Origin of the sequence: Enterobacter cloacae complex sp. GF14B, from assembly GCF_004136805.1 — a bacterium.
Taxonomy (GTDB): Bacteria; Pseudomonadota; Gammaproteobacteria; order Enterobacterales; family Enterobacteriaceae; genus Enterobacter; species Enterobacter hormaechei_C.
In genome coordinates, this window is the sequence record NZ_QFRV01000009.1 from 24,848 (window position 1) to 43,380 (window position 18,533).

The 18,533-nt window shown below is 56.8% G+C and carries 13 protein-coding genes; 12 read left to right on the plus strand and 1 reads right to left on the minus strand.

The genetic code is table 11. From position 1 onward, the window contains the following. Window positions 1–104: 104 nt before the first annotated feature. From DD606_RS05030 to DD606_RS05060, 7 genes are all read left to right on the plus strand, one after another. Window positions 105–2,369 carry a ComEC family protein gene (locus tag DD606_RS05030; protein ID WP_032608959.1) on the plus strand — a complete coding sequence of 755 codons (2,265 nt, stop codon included), beginning with the start codon at window positions 105–107 and terminating at the stop codon, window positions 2,367–2,369. Between the two features lie 36 nt (window positions 2,370–2,405). After that, on the plus strand, window positions 2,406–4,154 hold the full coding sequence (gene msbA / locus DD606_RS05035; protein ID WP_003858227.1) for a lipid A ABC transporter ATP-binding protein/permease MsbA: 1,749 nt from the start codon (window positions 2,406–2,408) through the stop codon (window positions 4,152–4,154). Continuing rightward, window positions 4,151–5,128 (plus strand): tetraacyldisaccharide 4'-kinase, encoded by a 978-nt coding sequence (gene lpxK / locus DD606_RS05040; protein ID WP_032608960.1) that lies wholly within the window; start codon window positions 4,151–4,153, stop codon window positions 5,126–5,128. Before msbA ends, lpxK begins: the two co-directional genes overlap by 4 nt. 43 nt (window positions 5,129–5,171) lie before the next feature. Next, entirely contained in the window at window positions 5,172–6,401 is a 1,230-nt protein-coding gene (locus DD606_RS05045; protein ID WP_022650726.1) for a winged helix-turn-helix domain-containing protein, read from the plus strand. A gap of 45 nt (window positions 6,402–6,446) precedes the next feature. Then, window positions 6,447–6,629 carry a protein YcaR gene (gene ycaR, locus DD606_RS05050; RefSeq protein ID WP_003858220.1) on the plus strand — a complete coding sequence of 61 codons (183 nt, stop codon included), beginning with the start codon at window positions 6,447–6,449 and terminating at the stop codon, window positions 6,627–6,629. Beyond that, window positions 6,626–7,372: a 3-deoxy-manno-octulosonate cytidylyltransferase gene (gene kdsB, locus DD606_RS05055; RefSeq protein WP_003858218.1), complete on the plus strand. Its 747-nt coding sequence runs from the start codon at window positions 6,626–6,628 to the stop codon at window positions 7,370–7,372. The genes ycaR and kdsB overlap by 4 nt, the downstream gene beginning before the upstream one ends. Window positions 7,373–7,515: 143 nt before the next feature. Then, window positions 7,516–8,409, plus strand: a complete 894-nt coding sequence (locus DD606_RS05060; RefSeq protein WP_003858216.1) for a YcbJ family phosphotransferase — start codon at window positions 7,516–7,518, stop codon at window positions 8,407–8,409. On the opposite strand, the gene elyC is transcribed toward DD606_RS05060, so the two are convergent. After that, on the minus strand, window positions 8,386–9,165 hold the full coding sequence (elyC, locus tag DD606_RS05065; protein ID WP_032608961.1) for an envelope biogenesis factor ElyC: 780 nt from the start codon (window positions 9,163–9,165) through the stop codon (window positions 8,386–8,388). The genes DD606_RS05060 and elyC overlap by 24 nt on opposite strands. A gap of 120 nt (window positions 9,166–9,285) precedes the next feature. Here elyC and cmoM point away from each other — a divergent pair, with 120 nt between their 5' ends. The 5 genes from cmoM to ldtD all read left to right on the plus strand — a co-directional run bounded on the left by cmoM (window position 9,286) and on the right by ldtD (window position 18,527). After that, window positions 9,286–10,065: a tRNA uridine 5-oxyacetic acid(34) methyltransferase CmoM gene (cmoM, locus tag DD606_RS05070; RefSeq protein ID WP_003858212.1), complete on the plus strand. Its 780-nt coding sequence runs from the start codon at window positions 9,286–9,288 to the stop codon at window positions 10,063–10,065. Between the two features lie 3 nt (window positions 10,066–10,068). After that, entirely contained in the window at window positions 10,069–11,391 is a 1,323-nt protein-coding gene (gene mukF, locus DD606_RS05075) for a chromosome partition protein MukF (RefSeq protein WP_003858210.1), read from the plus strand. After that, complete coding sequence (gene mukE, locus DD606_RS05080) at window positions 11,372–12,076, plus strand: chromosome partition protein MukE (RefSeq protein ID WP_003858208.1); 705 nt, start codon at window positions 11,372–11,374, stop codon at window positions 12,074–12,076. Before mukF ends, mukE begins: the two co-directional genes overlap by 20 nt. Further along, entirely contained in the window at window positions 12,076–16,524 is a 4,449-nt protein-coding gene (mukB, locus tag DD606_RS05085) for a chromosome partition protein MukB (RefSeq protein ID WP_050871135.1), read from the plus strand. The genes mukE and mukB overlap by 1 nt, the downstream gene beginning before the upstream one ends. Before the next feature lie 179 nt (window positions 16,525–16,703). Further along, a complete protein-coding gene (gene ldtD, locus DD606_RS05090; RefSeq protein ID WP_003858203.1) occupies window positions 16,704–18,527 on the plus strand; it encodes a L,D-transpeptidase in 1,824 nt (607 codons plus the stop codon). Window positions 18,528–18,533: the final 6 nt, after the last annotated feature.

Genomic DNA, 18,533 nt, shown 5'->3' on the forward strand with positions numbered 1-18,533 from the left:
CTGTAAACGCTAAAAAACGTTGCAGCGTCCGCTGTAAATCACGCCTTTTCTGTCTGACGACGCATCAGTCCCGCCGCATAATCGCCTGAAACATGGAGGTGAAGATGGGGATCCACGTTATCAGTATGTGCGCCATTCTGGCCATAATCCCGCTCTATTGGTTACCCGTTTTGCCAGATTTGCATATTGTCTGGTTGCTGATTGCCGCAGGAATTGCGTTATCAGTACAGCAGAGAAAATGGCTCAGGTTTTCAGGCCTAGCATTGCTTTTTATGTGCTGGGGGATCCTGGCCGCTCAGGAAAGCGTGTGGCCGATGAACCATTTAACGAAAGTTCCGCAGCAGGCCGAGGTGGTCATTACCGCAACGGACGGCGCAACGATGCATCAGGGAAGGATTGTCAGCCTCAATGGAGAACGTGTGTGGGCTGCCATGGGCGTGGCGCTGTATGGCAACTATCTGCCGCAAAACGTCTGCGTGGGTCAACGCTGGGCAATGACCCTGCGGCTCAGGGTGGTACACGGAGAACTCAACGATGGCGGCTATGATTCACAGAAAAATGCCTTTGCCCGACATCAGACGCTGAGTGGACGGTTTACCCATGCGGCGCTCGTTGACGAAGGCTGTAGCCTGCGTGCGCAGTACCTGACATCACTACAGAGTACGCTTTCAGCATATCAGTGGGGACCCGTGATACTGGGGCTGGGAATGGGGGAGCGGCTGTCGGTCTCGCGGGAGATAAAAAACCTGATGCGTGAGACCGGAACGATGCATCTGATGGCAATCTCGGGATTGCATATTGCGCTGGCCGCTTCTGTCATCTGGTTTCTGGCGCGAGGCATCCAGTTCTTCCTGCCGGGCCGCTGGATTATCTGGCAAATCCCCTTGCTGGCAGGGCTGATTTTTGCCGCGTTTTACGCATGGCTAACAGGCTTACAGCCGCCTGCGCTGCGCACGGTTATCGCGCTTGTGGTACTGGCGGTGTTAAAAATGAGCGGTCGCCAGTGGTCGCCCTGGCAGGTATGGCTTACCTGCGTGGCGGCGATCTTGGTTTTCGATCCACTGGCGGTCCTGTCACAAAGCCTGGCGCTATCAGCGTTTGCGGTCGCCGCGCTTATTTTTTGGTATCAGTGGTTGCCTCTCCCGCTCTGGCAACGTGGCCGGTGCCTGCGACCGCTGGTTACGCTGTTGTATTTGCAGGTCGGTATGCTGCTGCTTCTGTTGCCGCTTCAGGTGCTGATTTTCCATGGTTTCAGTCTCTCCTCGCTGGCGGCGAATCTGTTTGCCGTTCCTCTGGTCACGTTTATCTCAGTTCCGCTGATCCTGCTCGGCATGTTTCTGCATCTGTTTCCGGTGGCGACGCTGGAAAGTATCGTCTGGCTGGCTGCCGATAAATCTCTGGCAGGGCTTTTCTGGCTATTGATGCGTTTACCGAATGGCTGGCAGGACGTTGATGAACGCTGGCAATACCTGACGTTACTGCCATGGCTGCTGATCATTGGCTGGCGATTCAGGGCCTTCAGCGCAGTACCCGCAGTCTGTCTGGCAGGCAGCGTGGTGCTGGCATTTCCCCTCTGGCACAGGGCCAAAACAGACAGCTGGTCCCTGCATATGCTGGATGTAGGGCAGGGGCTGGCGATGGTCATTGAGCGTCACGGGAAGGCCATTCTGTATGACACTGGGTTGGCATGGCCCGGTGGGGACAGTGCGCAGCAGCTGATTATCCCCTGGCTACGCTGGCATCATCTGAGGCCGGAAGGGGTGATCCTGAGCCATGAACATCTCGACCACGCGGGGGGACTGGCATCGCTAAAAGCTGCCTGGCCCGCAATGTGGATCAGAAGCCCCTTATCCTGGGCCGGGCATCTTCCTTGCTTTCGTGGAGAGCGATGGCAGTGGCAGGGTTTAACGTTCTCCGTGCACTGGCCACCCGAAAATACCTCGGCAAAAGGTAACAACCGCTCCTGCGTGGTAAAAATCGATGACGGCGAACAAAGCGTTTTACTGACCGGAGATATTGAAGGGCAGGCAGAACTGGCAATGCTGAGCCACCGCTGGCGTCAACTAGCGTCTACACTGATTCAGGTGCCGCATCATGGAAGTAACACGTCATCTTCAACACCGCTGCTACAGCGCGTGGAGGGACAGGTTTCGCTGGCCTCGATGGCCCGCTATAACGCGTGGCGTTTCCCTTCCATCAAAGTAGTCAGGCGCTATCGAACTGAGGGATATCTCTGGCTTGATACTCCGCAGTCCGGACAGATATCTGTGACGTTTTCGCACCAAAGTCGGCAAATTCGCCGCTTACGTGAACACTATTTACCGCGTTGGTATCATCAGTGGTTTGGCGCGCCCGTAGATAACGGGTAGAATATGCGGCTATTTCAACAAATGCTGGTTTTTTGAATGCATAACGACAAAGATCTCTCCACGTGGCAAACGTTCCGCCGGCTCTGGCCGATGATTGCTCCTTTCAAAGCAGGCTTGATCGTGGCGGGCGTAGCGTTAATCCTCAACGCAGCCAGCGATACGTTTATGTTATCGCTTCTCAAACCGTTACTGGATGACGGTTTCGGTAAAACGGATCGTTCAGTGCTGCTATGGATGCCGCTGGTGGTTATTGGGCTGATGATCTTACGCGGAATCTCCAGCTATGTATCCAGCTACTGCATCTCCTGGGTATCCGGTAAAGTGGTGATGACCATGCGCCGTCGGTTATTCAGCCATATGATGGGGATGCCGGTCTCATTCTTTGACAAGCAGTCAACCGGTACCCTGCTGTCGCGTATTACCTACGATTCAGAGCAGGTTGCGTCGTCCTCTTCCAGCGCACTGATTACCGTTGTGCGTGAAGGCGCATCCATCATCGGCCTGTTCGCGATGATGTTCTATTACAGCTGGCAACTGTCGCTGATCCTTATTGTGCTGGCGCCGATTGTCTCCATCGCGATCCGCGTGGTATCAAAGCGTTTTCGCAACATCAGTAAAAATATGCAGAATACGATGGGGCAGGTGACTACCAGCGCCGAGCAGATGCTGAAAGGCCATAAGGAAGTGTTGATCTTCGGCGGTCAGGAAGTCGAAACCAAACGCTTTGACAAGGTCAGCAACAGAATGCGTCTGCAAGGGATGAAAATGGTATCGGCCTCGTCGATTTCCGATCCGATCATTCAGCTGATTGCCTCTCTGGCCCTGGCCTTCGTCCTGTATGCCGCAAGCTTCCCGAGCGTCATGGAAACCCTGACTGCGGGTACCATTACCGTGGTGTTCTCATCCATGATCGCGCTGATGCGTCCGCTGAAATCGCTGACTAACGTCAACGCCCAGTTCCAGCGCGGGATGGCAGCCTGTCAGACGCTGTTCAGCATCCTCGATTCCGAACAGGAAAAAGATGAAGGTACACGCGTGATCGAGCGCGCTAAAGGCGACCTGGAATTCCGTAACGTGACCTTTACCTATCCAGGCCGTGAAGTGCCGGCGCTGCGTGACATCAGCCTGTCCATCCCGGCGGGTAAAACCGTCGCGCTGGTTGGTCGTTCCGGTTCGGGCAAGTCGACCATAGCCAGCCTGATTACCCGTTTCTACGATATCGACCAGGGCGAGATCCTGCTTGATGGTCACGACCTGCGGGAATATACCCTCCAGTCGCTGCGTAACCAGGTTGCGCTGGTCTCGCAGAACGTGCATCTGTTCAACGATACGGTGGCGAACAACATTGCGTATGCCCGTACCGAAGAGTACAGCCGTGAAGAGATTGAGAATGCGGCGCGTATGGCCTATGCGATGGACTTCATTAACAAAATGGATAACGGTCTGGATACGATCATTGGCGAAAACGGGGTGCTGCTCTCTGGTGGTCAGCGTCAGCGTATCGCGATTGCCCGTGCGCTGCTGCGCAACAGCCCGATTCTGATCCTCGATGAAGCAACGTCCGCACTGGATACGGAATCTGAACGCGCTATCCAGTCTGCTCTGGATGAATTACAGAAAAACCGTACCTCGCTGGTTATCGCGCACCGTCTGTCGACCATCGAACAGGCTGACGAAATCGTGGTGGTGGAAGATGGCGTGATCGTTGAACGCGGCAGCCATGCGGACCTGCTGGAACAGCGTGGTGTTTACGCGCAGCTTCATAAAATGCAGTTCGGTCAATGATTGCACGCATCTGGTCGGGTGAATCCCCTCTGTGGGTGCTGCTTCTCCCGCTCTCCTGGCTGTATGGCCTGGTGAGCGGTGCTATTCGTCTGCTTTACCGCCTCGGGATCAAGCGCGCCTGGCGCGCACCGGTACCGGTGGTGGTGGTCGGCAACCTGACGGCGGGTGGAAACGGCAAAACCCCGGTGGTGATCTGGCTGGTAGAACAGCTCCAGAGGCGCGGTATCCGCCCGGGAGTTGTCTCACGCGGTTACGGTGGTAAAGCGGCGCAGTATCCACTGGTGCTGAGCCCAGCTACGACAACCGCTGAAGCCGGCGATGAGCCGGTACTGATTTACCAGCGTACAGGCGCGCCGGTTGCGGTATCGCCGGTGCGCAGTGATGCCGTGAAGGCACTGCTTGCGGAGCATGATGTACAAATCATCATTACCGATGATGGTTTGCAGCATTACGCGCTGGCGCGTGATAAAGAGATCGTGGTCATTGACGGCGTTCGGCGTTTTGGCAACGGCTGGTGGCTTCCAGCCGGTCCAATGCGCGAGCGTGCGTCGCGCCTGAAAACCGTCGATGCCGTGATTGTGAACGGTGGTGAAGCCAGAGCGGGCGAAATCCCGATGCTTCTTCGTCCCGGACAGGCCGTAAATATGCTGACCGGCGAGCGTAAAGATGTCGCGCAACTGGAACATCTGGTTGCGATGGCCGGTATAGGTCATCCGCCGCGTTTCTTCGCAACGCTGGAGAAGTGCGGCGCAAAGCTTGATAAACGGGTGCCGCTGGCCGATCACCAGGCGTTAGTTGCCGAAGAGGTTGAAAGGCTGGCAGCGCCGGGCCAGACGCTGATCATGACGGAAAAAGACGCGGTAAAATGCGGGGCCTTTGCGAAAGAAAACTGGTGGTATCTGCCGGTTGACGCTGAACTCAGCGGCGAACAGCCGGAACATTTGCTCAAGGAACTGCTCGCGTTAGTGCAGTAACTTCTACGCGGTTCCGGTGGTGCTTTGACTGACAGGAAAACGCATGTCTCTACCGCAACTCTCACTTGCAGCCGCACGAAACCTGCATCTTGCCGCCCAGGGGCTTCTGAAAAAGCCCCGCCGCCGCGCGCAGCCAGCTGATATCCTCTCTACCGTGCAACGCATGTCGTTGCTGCAAATCGACACCATTAACATCGTGGCGCGTAGCCCGTATCTGGTCCTGTTTAGCCGCCTGGGAAATTATCCTCCGCAGTGGCTGGATAATGCGCTGAGTCAGGGCGAACTGATGGAATACTGGGCGCATGAAGCCTGTTTTCTCCCGCGCAGCGATTTTGCACTGGTGCGTCACCGCATGCTCGCCCCGGACAAAATGGGCTGGAAATACCGCCAGGAGTGGATGGTGGAACACGCGGATGAAATAGAACAACTGATTGCCCATATTCAGAAAAACGGTCCGGTACGCTCCGCGGATTTTGAACACCCGCGAAAAGGCGCCAGCGGATGGTGGGAGTGGAAACCGCACAAACGCCATCTTGAAGGGCTGTTTACGTCGGGCAAAGTGATGGTGGTCGAGCGCCGCAACTTTCAGCGCGTCTATGACCTCACGCACCGCGTTATGCCTCACTGGGACGATACGCGTGACCTGCTGTCTCAGGAGGTAGCCGAAGCCATCATGCTCGGGAACAGCGCCCGCAGCCTTGGCATCTTCCGCCCGCAGTGGCTGGCGGATTATTATCGTCTGCGTCAGCCGCAGCTAAAACCACTGCTCGAAACGTGGCAGCGCGAACAGCGCGTCATGCCGGTCTCGGTAGAGTCGTTAGGTGAAATGTGGCTGCATGCGGATTTGTTCCCTCTGCTGGCGCAGGCGCAGGAGGGCAAACTCCAGGCGACCCACAGTGCCGTGCTGTCGCCGTTCGACCCCGTTGTCTGGGACAGAAAGCGGGCCGAACAGCTGTTTGATTTCAGCTACCGTCTGGAATGCTACACCCCGGCGCCCAGGCGTCAGTATGGTTATTTTGTTTTGCCGCTGCTGCACAAAGGACAGCTTGTCGGGCGCATGGACGCTAAAATGCACCGTAAAACCGGCATGCTTGAAATTATCGCGCTCTGGCTGGAAGAGGGCATAAAGGTGACGGCTGGCCTGGAAAAAGGGTTAACGACTGCGCTCAGTGAATTTGCGCGCTGGCAGGGGGCGCATGAAATTGTACTCGGTCGCGTGCCTGTGGAGCTGTTTGCGACCTGCCGAGATGGCTGGGAAACAGACACTCCCTGAAAAGGGAATATGATAAGCTTTAGGGATTACCCATACGGAGGAACTATGGATCACCGTTTACTAGAAATTATTGCCTGCCCGGTGTGCAACGGCAAACTGTATTACAGCCAGGATAAACAAGAGCTGATTTGCAAACTGGACAGCCTGGCGTTCCCGCTGCGTGACGGTATTCCGGTCCTGCTGGAAAATGAAGCCCGTTCACTGGTGGCAGAAGAGATCAAACCATGAGTTTTGTTGTCATTATCCCTGCGCGTTATGCTTCAACGCGCCTGCCAGGTAAACCGCTGGTGGATATCAATGGCAAACCGATGATTGTGCATGTCCTTGAACGGGCACGCGAATCGGGCGCCGGACGTGTCATCGTCGCCACCGATCACCCGGATGTCGCGCGAGCGGTTGAGGCCGCGGGTGGGGAAGTGTGCATGACCCGTGCCGATCATCAGTCAGGCACCGAGCGCCTGGCGGAAGTCGTCGAAAAATGTGGTTTCAGCGACGAGACGGTGATTGTGAACGTGCAGGGCGATGAGCCGATGATCCCGGCGGCGATTATCCGTCAGGTGGCCGACAACCTGGCTCGGCGTCAGGTCGGGATGGCAACCCTCGCGGTGCCGATTCACCACGCTGAAGAGGCGTTCAATCCGAATGCGGTGAAAGTGGTCATGGACGCAGAGGGCTACGCGCTCTATTTCTCCCGCGCCACCATTCCGTGGGATCGCGATCGTTTCGCGCAATCGAAAGAGACAATCGGCGAAACCTTCCTGCGCCACATCGGTATTTACGGCTACCGCGCCGGCTTTATTCGTCGCTACGTCGCCTGGGCACCAAGCCCGCTGGAGCATATTGAAATGCTCGAACAGCTTCGCGTGCTGTGGTACGGCGAGAAAATTCACGTTGCGGTTGCCCAGGAAATCCCAGGCACCGGCGTGGATACCCCTGAAGATCTCGAGCGCGTACGCGTCGAAATGCGTTAATTCGCTGGCATCCCCTCGTCTGGGGGGGATGCTCTCCCGCCAGGCAATTTTCCTTTTCTTTTTCATTATTGATCTCTACCGGGTGACATCCGGGTTTCGCGCGCTCATTATAAAAGCAGTAGTCTTAATGGGGGTAATCTCATATGGAACAGCTGCGTGCTGAACTCAGCCATCTCCTTGGCGAAAAGCTAAGCCGGGTGGAATGCGTGAATGAAAAGGCCGATACCGCACTCTGGTCGTTGTATGACAGTCAGGGAAACCCCATGCCGCTGATGGCCAGAAGTTTTACCTCGCCGGGCGTCGCCAGACAGCTGGCCTGGAAAATGTCGATGCTGGCGCGGGAAGGGACTGTCCGTATGCCGACGGTCTACGGCGTGATGACCCATGAGGAGCATCCCGGCCCGGATGTTCTGCTTATCGAGCGTTTACGCGGGGTTTCTGTTGAAGCCCCGACGCGTACACCGGAGCGCTGGGAACAGCTGAAAGATCAGATTGTCGAGGCTCTGCTTGCCTGGCATCGGCAGGACAGCCGGGGTCTTGTTGGCGCGGTAGACAGCACCCAGGAAAACCTGTGGCCGCTGTGGTATCGCCAGCGTGTCGAAGTGCTGTGGGGCACGCTGAACCAGTTCAACAACACCGGCTTAACGATGCAGGACAAACGTATTCTGTTCCGCACCCGGGAATGTCTGCCGACGCTGTTTGAGGGTTTTAACGACAACTGCGTGCTGGTTCACGGCAACTTCACGCTACGCAGTATGCTTAAAGACTCGCGCAGCGACCAACTGCTGGCGATGGTCGGGCCGGGGATCATGCTCTGGGCGCCGCGCGAGTACGAACTGTTCAGGCTGAGCGAGGGCGGGGCGGCGGAAGATTTGCTCTGGCACTATCTTCAGCGCGCCCCCGTTGCGGAGGCCTTTCTCTGGCGACGCTGGCTCTATCTTCTCTGGGATGAGGTGGCGCAACTGGTCAACACCGGGCGCTTTAATCGCGCCAGTTTCGATCTGGCCGCAAAATCACTCCTGCCCTGGCTTGCCTGACGAACCCTTAAGCCACTGCCACAAGCGGCCAAGCGTCTCGTAGCCGACGCGGTCGCTGTGCATCAGCCATACCGGGGACGGGATTATCCGTTCCCACGGATTGAGCGGGGCGTCAATGGCCAGCTGGTTTGCCGGAGCAGGAAGCGGATGCAGGCCCTGCTTCTCAAAGAAAATCATTGCGCGCGGCAGGTGTGAAGCAGAAGTCACCAGCAGGAACGGCACATCACCGATGGCCTGTTTCACCGCCGCCGCCTCTTCTTCGGTATCTTTTGGGCTATCCAGCGTGATGATGGCGGAACGCGGTACGCCAAGTGATTCAGCCACTCTTGCTCCTGCTTCAGCGGTACTGACCGGGTTGGTTTTTGCCGCAGCGCCCGTGAAGATCATCTTCGATCCAGGATTGGCCAGCCACAGGCGGATCCCCTCGTTCAGGCGCGGCAGGCTGTTGTTGATCAGGTTCGAGCTGGGCGCCCAGTTCGGATCCCAGGTATACCCGCCGCCCAGCACCACGATATAGCCCACCTTCTGATTTCCCTGCCACGTCGGGTAGGTGTTTTCAATCGGACGTAATAAACCGTCAGCGATCGGTTGCAGGCTGAGTAACAGCAGCGCCAGCCAGCCCACGGTAACAAGGGATTTACCGCTTTTCTGAAAGCGGCTAAACCATATCATTGCCAGCCCCAGCGCGATGAGAAGCAACAGCAGGGGAAGGGGAAGCATCATGCCTCCGATATATTTTTTTAGGGTAAAAAGCATCCTTTTTGGTTCCTTTTTTAACCATACAGCAGGCGATTGTCGGTGATATTACACCAGAGTGGTTCATTCTCCGCGCGGGTGTGACAAAATAGCGGTTTTGCAGTGAGTGGAACCCTCCCAATGCGGGATCGCAATTTTGATGACATCGCGGAAAAGTTTTCGCGCAACATTTATGGCACCACCAAAGGTCAGCTTCGTCAGACGATCCTCTGGCAGGATCTGGACAAGCTGCTGGCTGAATTCGGTGACCGACCGTTGCGCGTGCTGGATGCCGGCGGTGGGGAAGGTCAGACTGCAATTCTGATGGCGCAGCGGGGACATCACGTCACGCTTTGCGATCTTTCTGCCGAGATGGTTGCGCGCGCCGGGCGAGCGGCAGAAGAGAAAGGTGTGAGCGACAACATGCATTTTATACATTGCGCCGCTCAGGACATTCCGCAGCATTTGGAAACGCAGGTTGATCTGATATTGTTTCATGCTGTGCTCGAATGGATCGCCGAACCCCAGGCGATGTTAAAAACGCTGTGGTCGATGTTGCGCCCGGGCGGTGCGTTATCGCTGATGTTTTACAATGCCAACGGCCTGCTAATGCGAAACGTGCTGGTCGGCAATTTTGGCTACGTACAGCAGGGCATGTATAAAAAGAAACGACGCACGCTTTCACCGGATTTCCCCCGTGAACCGCAGCAGGTCTATGGCTGGCTGGAGGAGATCGGTTGGGAAATTACCGGCAAAACCGGCGTGAGGGTGTTTCATGATTATCTGCGTGATAAACAAAAACAGGATGACTGTTTAGACGCCTTAACAGAAATAGAGACGCGGTACTGCCGCCAGGAGCCTTATCTGAGCCTTGGCCGCTATATACACGTCACCGCGCGCAAGCCGCAGATGCAAGGATAATCTATGAGTGAATTTTCCCAGACAGTCCCCGAACTGGTTGCCTGGGCCAGGAAAAACGATTTCTCCATCTCGCTGCCGGTAGACAGACTCTCATTCCTGCTGGCGGTTGCGACGCTAAACGGCGAACGCCTGGATGGCGAAATGAGTGAAGGCGAACTGGTGGATGCGTTCCGCCACGTCAGTGATGCGTTTGAGCAAACCAGCGAAACCATTAGCGTGCGTGCCAACAACGCAATCAATGATATGGTGCGTCAACGTCTGCTGAACCGCTTTACCAGCGAGCAGGCGGAAGGAAACGCCATCTATCGTCTTACGCCACTGGGCATTGGCATTACCGACTATTACATCCGCCAGCGCGAATTTTCCACGCTGCGTCTCTCCATGCAGCTCTCTATTGTTGCAGGTGAGCTGAAGCGTGCCGCCGACGCGGCTGATGAAAACGGTGACGAATTCCACTGGCATCGCAACGTTTACGCGCCGCTGAAATACTCGGTCGCCGAGATTTTCGACAGTATCGATCTGACTCAACGTCTGATGGACGAACAGCAGCAGCAGGTGAAAGACGATATCGCTCAACTGCTTAATAAAGACTGGCGTGCGGCTATCTCCAGCTGTGAACTCTTGCTGTCAGAAACGTCCGGTACGCTGCGTGAGTTGCAGGATACGCTGGAGGCGGCGGGGGATAAGCTACAGGCCAATCTGCTGCGCATCCAGGACGCGACAATGGCGCACGACGATCTGCATTTTATCGACCGTCTGGTGTTTGATTTGCAGAGCAAGCTTGACCGCATTATCAGCTGGGGCCAGCAGTCAATCGACCTGTGGATCGGTTACGACCGCCACGTGCATAAATTTATCCGTACCGCCATCGATATGGATAAGAATCGCGTCTTTGCTCAACGTCTGCGCCAGTCGGTACAGACCTATTTCGATGCGCCGTGGGCGCTGACCCACGCCAACGCCGATCGTCTGCTGGATATGCGCGACGAAGAGATGGCGCTGCGCGATGAAGAGGTCACCGGTGAACTGCCGCCGGATCTGGAATACGAAGAATTTAACGAAATTCGCGAGCAGCTTGCGGCGATGATCGAAGAACAGCTCGCTGTCTACAAAACCAGACAAGCACCGCTGGATCTTGGCCTCGTGGTACGCGACTATCTGGCGCAGTATCCGCGCGCGCGCCACTTCGATGTTGCCCGCATTGTTGTAGACCAGGCGGTGCGCCTGGGCATCGCACAAGCCGATTTCACCGGACTGCCGCCGAAGTGGCAGCCGATTAACGATTACGGAGCCAAGGTACAGGCGCATGTCATTGACAAATATTGAACAAGTGATGCCAGTTAAGCTGGCACAGGCGCTGGCGAATCCGTTGTTTCCGGCGCTGGACAGCCAGCTGCGTGCCGGTCGTCACATTGGCCTTGACGAGCTGGATAATCACGCCTTTTTGATGGACTTTCAGGAGTACCTGGAAGAGTTTTACGCTCGCTATAACGTTGAGCTGATCCGCGCGCCGGAAGGGTTTTTCTACCTGCGTCCGCGCTCTACCACGCTTATTCCGCGCTCGGTGCTTTCCGAACTGGATATGATGGTCGGCAAAATTCTCTGCTACCTCTATCTCAGCCCGGAACGTCTGGCGAATGAAGGGATCTTCACCCAGCAGGAGCTTTACGATGAGCTGCTGTCGCTGGCGGATGAAAGCAAGCTGCTCAAGCTGGTGAATAACCGCTCAACGGGGTCCGATCTGGACCGTCAGAAATTACAGGAAAAAGTTCGCTCATCCCTTAACCGTCTACGCCGTCTGGGAATGGTCTGGTTCATGGGTCACGACAGCAGCAAGTTCCGCATCACCGAATCGGTCTTCCGTTTTGGCGCCGACGTGCGTGCGGGTGATGATGCGCGTGAAGCGCAGCTGCGCATGATACGTGACGGTGAAGCGATGCCGGTGGAAAACCATTTGCAGCTCAATGACGAGCACGAAGAGAATCAGCCGGATAGCGGGGAGGAAGAGTAATGATTGAACGCGGTAAATTTCGCTCACTGACGCTGATTAACTGGAACGGCTTCTTTGCCCGAACCTTCGATCTGGATGAGCTGGTGACAACGCTCTCCGGCGGTAACGGGGCGGGTAAATCCACCACCATGGCGGCCTTCGTGACGGCGCTGATACCTGACCTGACCCTGCTGCACTTCCGTAACACCACTGAAGCGGGCGCCACGAGCGGCTCTCGTGATAAAGGTCTGCACGGTAAGCTGAAAGCGGGCGTTTGTTATTCAGTGCTGGACGTGATCAACTCCCGCCATCAGCGCGTGGTTGTTGGCGTGCGTCTGCAACAGGTTGCCGGCCGCGACCGTAAAGTAGATATCAAACCGTTTGCGATCCAGGGGCTGCCTACCTCCGTACAGCCAACCGCGCTGCTGACGGAAACCCTGAATGAACGTCAGGCACGCGTCCTGACGCTCCAGGAGCTGAAAGACAAGCTGGAAGCCATCGAAGGCGTACAGTTTAAGCAGTTTAATTCCATTACCGACTACCACTCTCTGATGTTCGATCTCGGCGTGGTAGCCCGTCGTCTGCGCAGCGCGTCAGATCGTAGTAAATACTACCGTCTGATTGAAGCCTCCCTGTACGGCGGTATCTCCAGCGCCATTACCCGCTCCCTGCGCGACTACCTTTTGCCGGAAAACAGCGGCGTGCGTAAGGCCTTCCAGGATATGGAAGCCGCGCTGCGTGAAAACCGCATGACGCTGGAAGCGATTCGCGTTACGCAGTCTGACCGGGACCTGTTTAAGCACCTGATCAGCGAAGCCACCAACTACGTGGCGGCGGACTATATGCGCCACGCCAACGAGCGCCGTATTCATCTCGATCAGGCGCTGGAGTATCGCCGCGAGCTGTTTACCTCCCGCAAACAGCTGGTGGCCGAGCAGTATAAGCATGTCGAAATGGCGCGCGAACTGGGCGAGCACAATGGTGCGGAAGGGGATCTGGAAGCCGATTACCAGGCGGCCAGCGATCATCTGAATCTGGTGCAGACCGCGCTGCGTCAGCAGGAAAAAATCGAGCGCTACGAAGCCGATCTTGATGAGCTGCAAATTCGTCTTGAAGAGCAAAATGAAGTGGTGGCCGAAGCTGCCGAATTGCAGGAAGAGAACGAAGCCCGCGCGGAAGCCGCCGAGCTGGAAGTGGATGAGCTGAAAAGCCAGCTCGCTGACTACCAACAGGCGCTGGACGTGCAGCAGACGCGTGCGATTCAGTACAACCAGGCGTTGCAGGCGTTGCAGCGTGCCAAAGAGCTGTGCCATCTGCCGGACCTGACCCCGGAAAGCGCTGACGAATGGCTGGATACCTTCCAGGCCAAAGAGCAGGAAGCCACTGAGAAACTGCTTTCTCTCGATCAGAAAATGAGCGTGGCGCAAACGGCGCATAGCCAGTTTGAGCAGGCGTACCAGCTGGTGGTGGCGATTAACGGTCCGCTGGCGCGTAACGAAGCGTGGGACGTTGCCCGTGAGCTGCTGCGCGACGGCGTCAATCAACGCCATCTGGCCGAACAGGTGCAGCCGCTGCGCATGCGCCTGAACGAGCTGGAACAGCGTCTGCGTGAACAGCAGGAAGCCGAGCGTCTGCTGGCGGAATTCTGCAAGCGTCAGGGTAAAAATTACGATTTCGACGAGCTTGAGGCCCTGCATCAGGAACTGGAAGCGCGTATTGCGGCCCTGTCCGATACCGTATCGAATGCCAGCGAACAGCGCATGACGTTGCGTCAGGAGCTGGAACAGCTTCAGTCCCGTTCGAAGACGCTCTTACAGCGTGCGCCGATCTGGCTGGCTGCACAAAGCAGCCTGAACCAGCTCAGCGAACAGTGTGGCCAGGAGTTTGCCTCCAGCCAGGACGTCACCGAATACATGCAACAGCTGCTGGAGCGTGAGCGTGAAGCGATTGTTGAGCGTGACGAAGTGGGCACGCGCAAGCGTGACGTCGATGAAGAAATCGAGCGTTTAAGCCAGCCTGGCGGCTCAGAAGATCCGCGTCTGAATGCCTTAGCCGAGCGTTTCGGCGGCGTGCTGTTGTCTGAAATTTACGACGATGTTGGTCTGGACGATGCGCCGTACTTCTCCGCGCTGTACGGTCCATCCCGTAACGCGATTGTGGTGCCGGATCTGTCGCTGATTTCTGACCAGCTTGCAGGGCTGGAAGACTGCCCGGAAGATCTCTACCTCATCGAAGGAGATCCGCAGTCGTTTGATGACAGCGTATTCAGCGTTGACGAGCTGGAAAAAGCGGTGGTGGTGAAAATCGCCGATCGCCAGTGGCGCTATTCGCGCTTCCCGGAACTGCCGCTGTTTGGCCGCGCCGCGCGTGAAAGCCGCATTGAAAGCCTGCATGCCGAGCGCGAAACGCTTTCTGAACGTTTTGCGACCCTGTCGTTTGATGTACAAAAAACGCAGCGTCTGCATCAGGCGTTCAGCCGCTTTATCGGCAGCCATCTGGGCGTGGCCTTTGAGCCCGATCCGGAAGCCGAAATTCGCAAGCTCAACACCCGCCGCGGTGAGCTGGAGCGTGCGCTGGCTAGCCATGAAAATGACAACCAGCAGAGCCGCGTCCAGTTCGAGCAGGCGAAAGAGGGCGTTGCGGCGCTTAACCGCATTCTGCCGCGCCTGAACCTGCTGGCGGACGATACGCTCGCCGACCGCGTGGATGAAATTCAGGAACGACTGGACGAGGCGCAGGAAGCCGCGCGCTTTGTGCAGCAGCACGGCAATCAGCTGGCGAAGCTGGAGCCGATGGTTTCCGTTCTCCAGAGCGACCCGGAACAGTTTGAACAGTTAAAAGAGGATTACGCCTGGTCACAGCAGGTGCAGCGCGAAGCGCGTCAGCAGGCGTTTGCCCTGACGGAAGTAGTGCAACGTCGCGCGCACTTCGGCTACTCCGATTCAGCAGAAATGCTGAGCGGGAACAGCGATCTTAATGAAAAGCTGCGCCAGCGCCTTGAGCTGGCGGAAGCGGAACGTACGCGCGCGCGCGAAGCGATGCGTACTCACGCCGCACAGCTGAGCCAGTACAGTCAGGTGATGGCGTCGTTGAAAAGCTCCTTCGACACCAAGAAAGAGCTGTTAAACGACCTGCATAAAGAGTTGCAGGACATTGGCGTGCGCGCCGACAGCGGTGCAGAAGAGCGGGCACGTATTCGCCGCGATGAGCTGCATGCTCAGCTCAGCAACAACCGTGCGCGTCGTAATCAGCTGGAAAAAGCGCTGACCTTCTGTGAAGCGGAGATGGACAACCTGACGCGTCGCCTGCGCAAGCTGGAACGTGACTATCACGAGATGCGCGAGCAGGTTGTGACCGCGAAGGCGGGCTGGTGCGCGGTGATGCGCATGGTGAAAGACAACAACGTGGAGCGTCGTCTGCACCGCCGCGAGCTGGCGTATCTGTCGGCCGATGAACTGCGTTCTATGTCGGATAAGGCGCTGGGCGCGCTGCGTCTGGCGGTGGCGGATAACGAACACCTGCGCGACGTGCTGCGCATGTCCGAAGATCCGAAGCGTCCTGAGCGCAAAATCCAGTTCTTCGTGGCGGTGTATCAGCACTTGCGCGAGCGTATCCGTCAGGACATCATCCGTACCGACGATCCGGTTGAAGCGATCGAACAGATGGAGATCGAGCTGGGCCGTCTGACGGAAGAGCTGACCTCCCGCGAGCAAAAGCTGGCAATCAGCTCCCGCAGCGTGGCGAATATTATTCGTAAAACCATTCAGCGCGAGCAGAACCGTATCCGTCAGCTGAACCAGGGCCTGCAAAGCGTGTCGTTTGGCCAGGTCAACAGCGTGAGGCTGAACGTGAACGTGCGCGAGGCGCACTCCACGCTGCTGGACGTGTTGTCTGAACAGCATGAGCAGCACCAGGATCTGTTCAACAGTAACCGCCTGACCTTCTCCGAAGCGCTGGCGAAGCTGTATCAGCGTCTGAATCCGCAGATTGACATGGGCCAGCGTACGCCGCAAACCATCGGCGAGGAGCTGCTGGACTACCGCAACTATCTGGAAATGGAAGTTGAGGTTAACCGTGGCTCAGACGGCTGGCTGCGCGCGGAATCCGGTGCGCTCTCTACCGGTGAAGCCATCGGTACCGGTATGTCGATTCTGGTGATGGTGGTGCAGAGCTGGGAAGATGAAGCGCGTCGTCTGCGCGGCAAAGACATCTCTCCATGTCGTCTGCTGTTCCTCGATGAAGCCGCGCGTCTCGACGCCCGCTCCATCGCCACGCTGTTTGAGCTTTGCGAGCGACTCGATATGCAGCTCATCATCGCGGCGCCGGAAAACATCAGTCCGGAAAAAGGGACAACCTATAAGCTGGTGCGTAAGGTGTTCCAGAACAGTGAACACGTGCACGTCGTGGGCCTGCGTGGTTTCGCCCCGCAGCCACCGGAGTCATTACCGGGCACGGCTGACGCCTCTTAACCTGGGGTGCGACAAATAGCGGCGCTCATGCGCCGCTTTTTTTATTCACTTAACTTGTGTTCAGGGCTGCGTTATCTTTAAACTTCTTTACATAAGGCAAGGCAGCAGCGTGTATGCCTTTCTATACTGAAGGAAAGCTCCAGAATACTGGGCATGTCGTGAAAAACAGGGGGCAAGGGATGTTGCTTAAGAAGAATCGTGGTCGTCAGCTGTCTGCGCTGAGTTTGTGCCTGACAGTGATGTTTGCTCCACTGTTTACCGCTCAGGCCGATGAGCCTGAAATTGTACCGACTGACAGCTCCGCGACGATGGGCGCGCAGCCGACGTCGCTGTCACAACCGCTGGATCAGTCTCCGGCGACGGCCATCATGGCCGGCATTAAACCGCTGCCGGAAGGCATCGATACTGGATCATTACGTCAGCAGCTTATGACCGGGCTGCCCTCGGGCTATACTCCCGCTTATATTAACCAGCTCACGCTGCTTTACGCTGCGCGCGATATGAAACCGATGTGGGAAAATCGCGAGGCGGTACGTGCCTTCCAGCAGCAGCTGGCTGAAGTGGCGATTGCAGGTTTTCAGCCGCAGTTCACGACCTGGGTTGAACTCCTGACCGATCCTGCCGTGACCGGACAAGCGCGTGACGTGGTGCTGTCTGATGCCATGATGGGCTACTTACAGTTTGTTGCGGGGATTTCGGTGAACGGCAACCGCTGGTTATACAGCAGTAAGCCGTACAAGCTGGCGACGCCTGCGCTGTCCGTCATTAACCAGTGGCAGCTGTCGCTGGATAACGGCGAACTGCCGCGCTTTATCGCAAGCCTTGCGCCTGCCCATCCGCAGTATGCCACGATGCATCAGTCGCTTCTTGAGCTGGTTGCGGATTCCCGCCCGTGGCCTCAGCTGCGCGGCACCACAACGCTGCGTCCGGGGCAGTGGAGTAGCGATGTGCCTGCGATCCGCGAAATTATGAAACGCTCCGGCATTCTCGACAGCGGCCCTAAAATTGCGCTGCCCGGTGACGAGACGCAAAATGCGGTCGTCAGCCCGTCGGCGCCGGTAAAAGAGAAAACCGCCGTTGCGTTGAGCAATAAGCCCGCCGCTTACGATCGCGAGCTGGTCGCCGCAGTGAAGCAGTTCCAGGCCGCGCAGGGGCTGGGCGCTGACGGCGTGATTGGTCCATCTACTCGCGACTGGCTGAACGTCTCTCCGGCCCAGCGGGCTGGAGTGCTGGCGTTGAATATCCAGCGCTTGCGCTTGCTGCCGGGCACGTTATCCACCGGCATTATGGTCAACATTCCGGCGTACTCCCTGGTCTACTATCAGGACGGTAGTGAAGTGCTGGCGTCCCGCGTGATTGTCGGCCGACCTGACCGTAAAACGCCAATGATGAGCAGCGCGCTGAATAACGTGGTGGTTAACCCGCCGTGGAACGTGCCGCCGACGCTGGCGCGCAAAGATATTCTGCCTAAGGTCTGGAATGACCCGGGTTATCTGGAGCGACATAACTATACGGTGATGCGTGGCTGGAACAGCAAAGAAGCGATTGACCCCTGGATGGTGGACTGGTCAACGATTACGCCTTCGAACCTGCCGTTCCGTTTCCAGCAGGCACCGGGCGCACATAACTCGCTGGGACGTTACAAATTCAATATGCCAAGTTCGGACGCAATCTATCTGCATGATACCCCGAACCATAATTTGTTCCAGAAAGACGCACGCGCGCTCAGCTCGGGCTGTGTCCGCGTGAACAAGGCCTCTGAGCTGGCAAATATGCTGTTGCAGGATGCAGGCTGGAACGATACGCGGATATCAGATGCGCTGAAGCAGGGAGATACGCGTTACGTCAATATCCGCCACAATATTCCGGTCAATCTTTACTATCTGACGGCGTTTGTAGGGGCAGACGGACGTACCCAGTATCGTACAGATATTTACAATTATGATCTGACAGCGCGATCCGGCGCACAAATTTTGCCAAAAGCGGAACAATTAATCAGGTAAATGAAG

Excerpts from the sequence above, each read along its gene's own strand:
- DD606_RS05030 (WP_032608959.1), top strand. The coding sequence starts at position 105 with ATGGGGATCCACGTTATCAGTATGTGCGCCATTCTGGCCATAATCCCG.
- msbA (WP_003858227.1), top strand. The coding sequence starts at position 2,406 with ATGCATAACGACAAAGATCTCTCCACGTGGCAAACGTTCCGCCGGCTC.
- lpxK (WP_032608960.1), top strand. The coding sequence starts at position 4,151 with ATGATTGCACGCATCTGGTCGGGTGAATCCCCTCTGTGGGTGCTGCTT.
- DD606_RS05045 (WP_022650726.1), top strand. The coding sequence starts at position 5,172 with ATGTCTCTACCGCAACTCTCACTTGCAGCCGCACGAAACCTGCATCTT.
- ycaR (WP_003858220.1), top strand. The coding sequence starts at position 6,447 with ATGGATCACCGTTTACTAGAAATTATTGCCTGCCCGGTGTGCAACGGC.
- kdsB (WP_003858218.1), top strand. The coding sequence starts at position 6,626 with ATGAGTTTTGTTGTCATTATCCCTGCGCGTTATGCTTCAACGCGCCTG.
- DD606_RS05060 (WP_003858216.1), top strand. The coding sequence starts at position 7,516 with ATGGAACAGCTGCGTGCTGAACTCAGCCATCTCCTTGGCGAAAAGCTA.
- elyC (WP_032608961.1), bottom strand. The coding sequence starts at position 9,165 with ATGCTTTTTACCCTAAAAAAATATATCGGAGGCATGATGCTTCCCCTT.
- cmoM (WP_003858212.1), top strand. The coding sequence starts at position 9,286 with ATGCGGGATCGCAATTTTGATGACATCGCGGAAAAGTTTTCGCGCAAC.
- mukF (WP_003858210.1), top strand. The coding sequence starts at position 10,069 with ATGAGTGAATTTTCCCAGACAGTCCCCGAACTGGTTGCCTGGGCCAGG.
- mukE (WP_003858208.1), top strand. The coding sequence starts at position 11,372 with ATGTCATTGACAAATATTGAACAAGTGATGCCAGTTAAGCTGGCACAG.
- mukB (WP_050871135.1), top strand. The coding sequence starts at position 12,076 with ATGATTGAACGCGGTAAATTTCGCTCACTGACGCTGATTAACTGGAAC.
- ldtD (WP_003858203.1), top strand. The coding sequence starts at position 16,704 with ATGTTGCTTAAGAAGAATCGTGGTCGTCAGCTGTCTGCGCTGAGTTTG.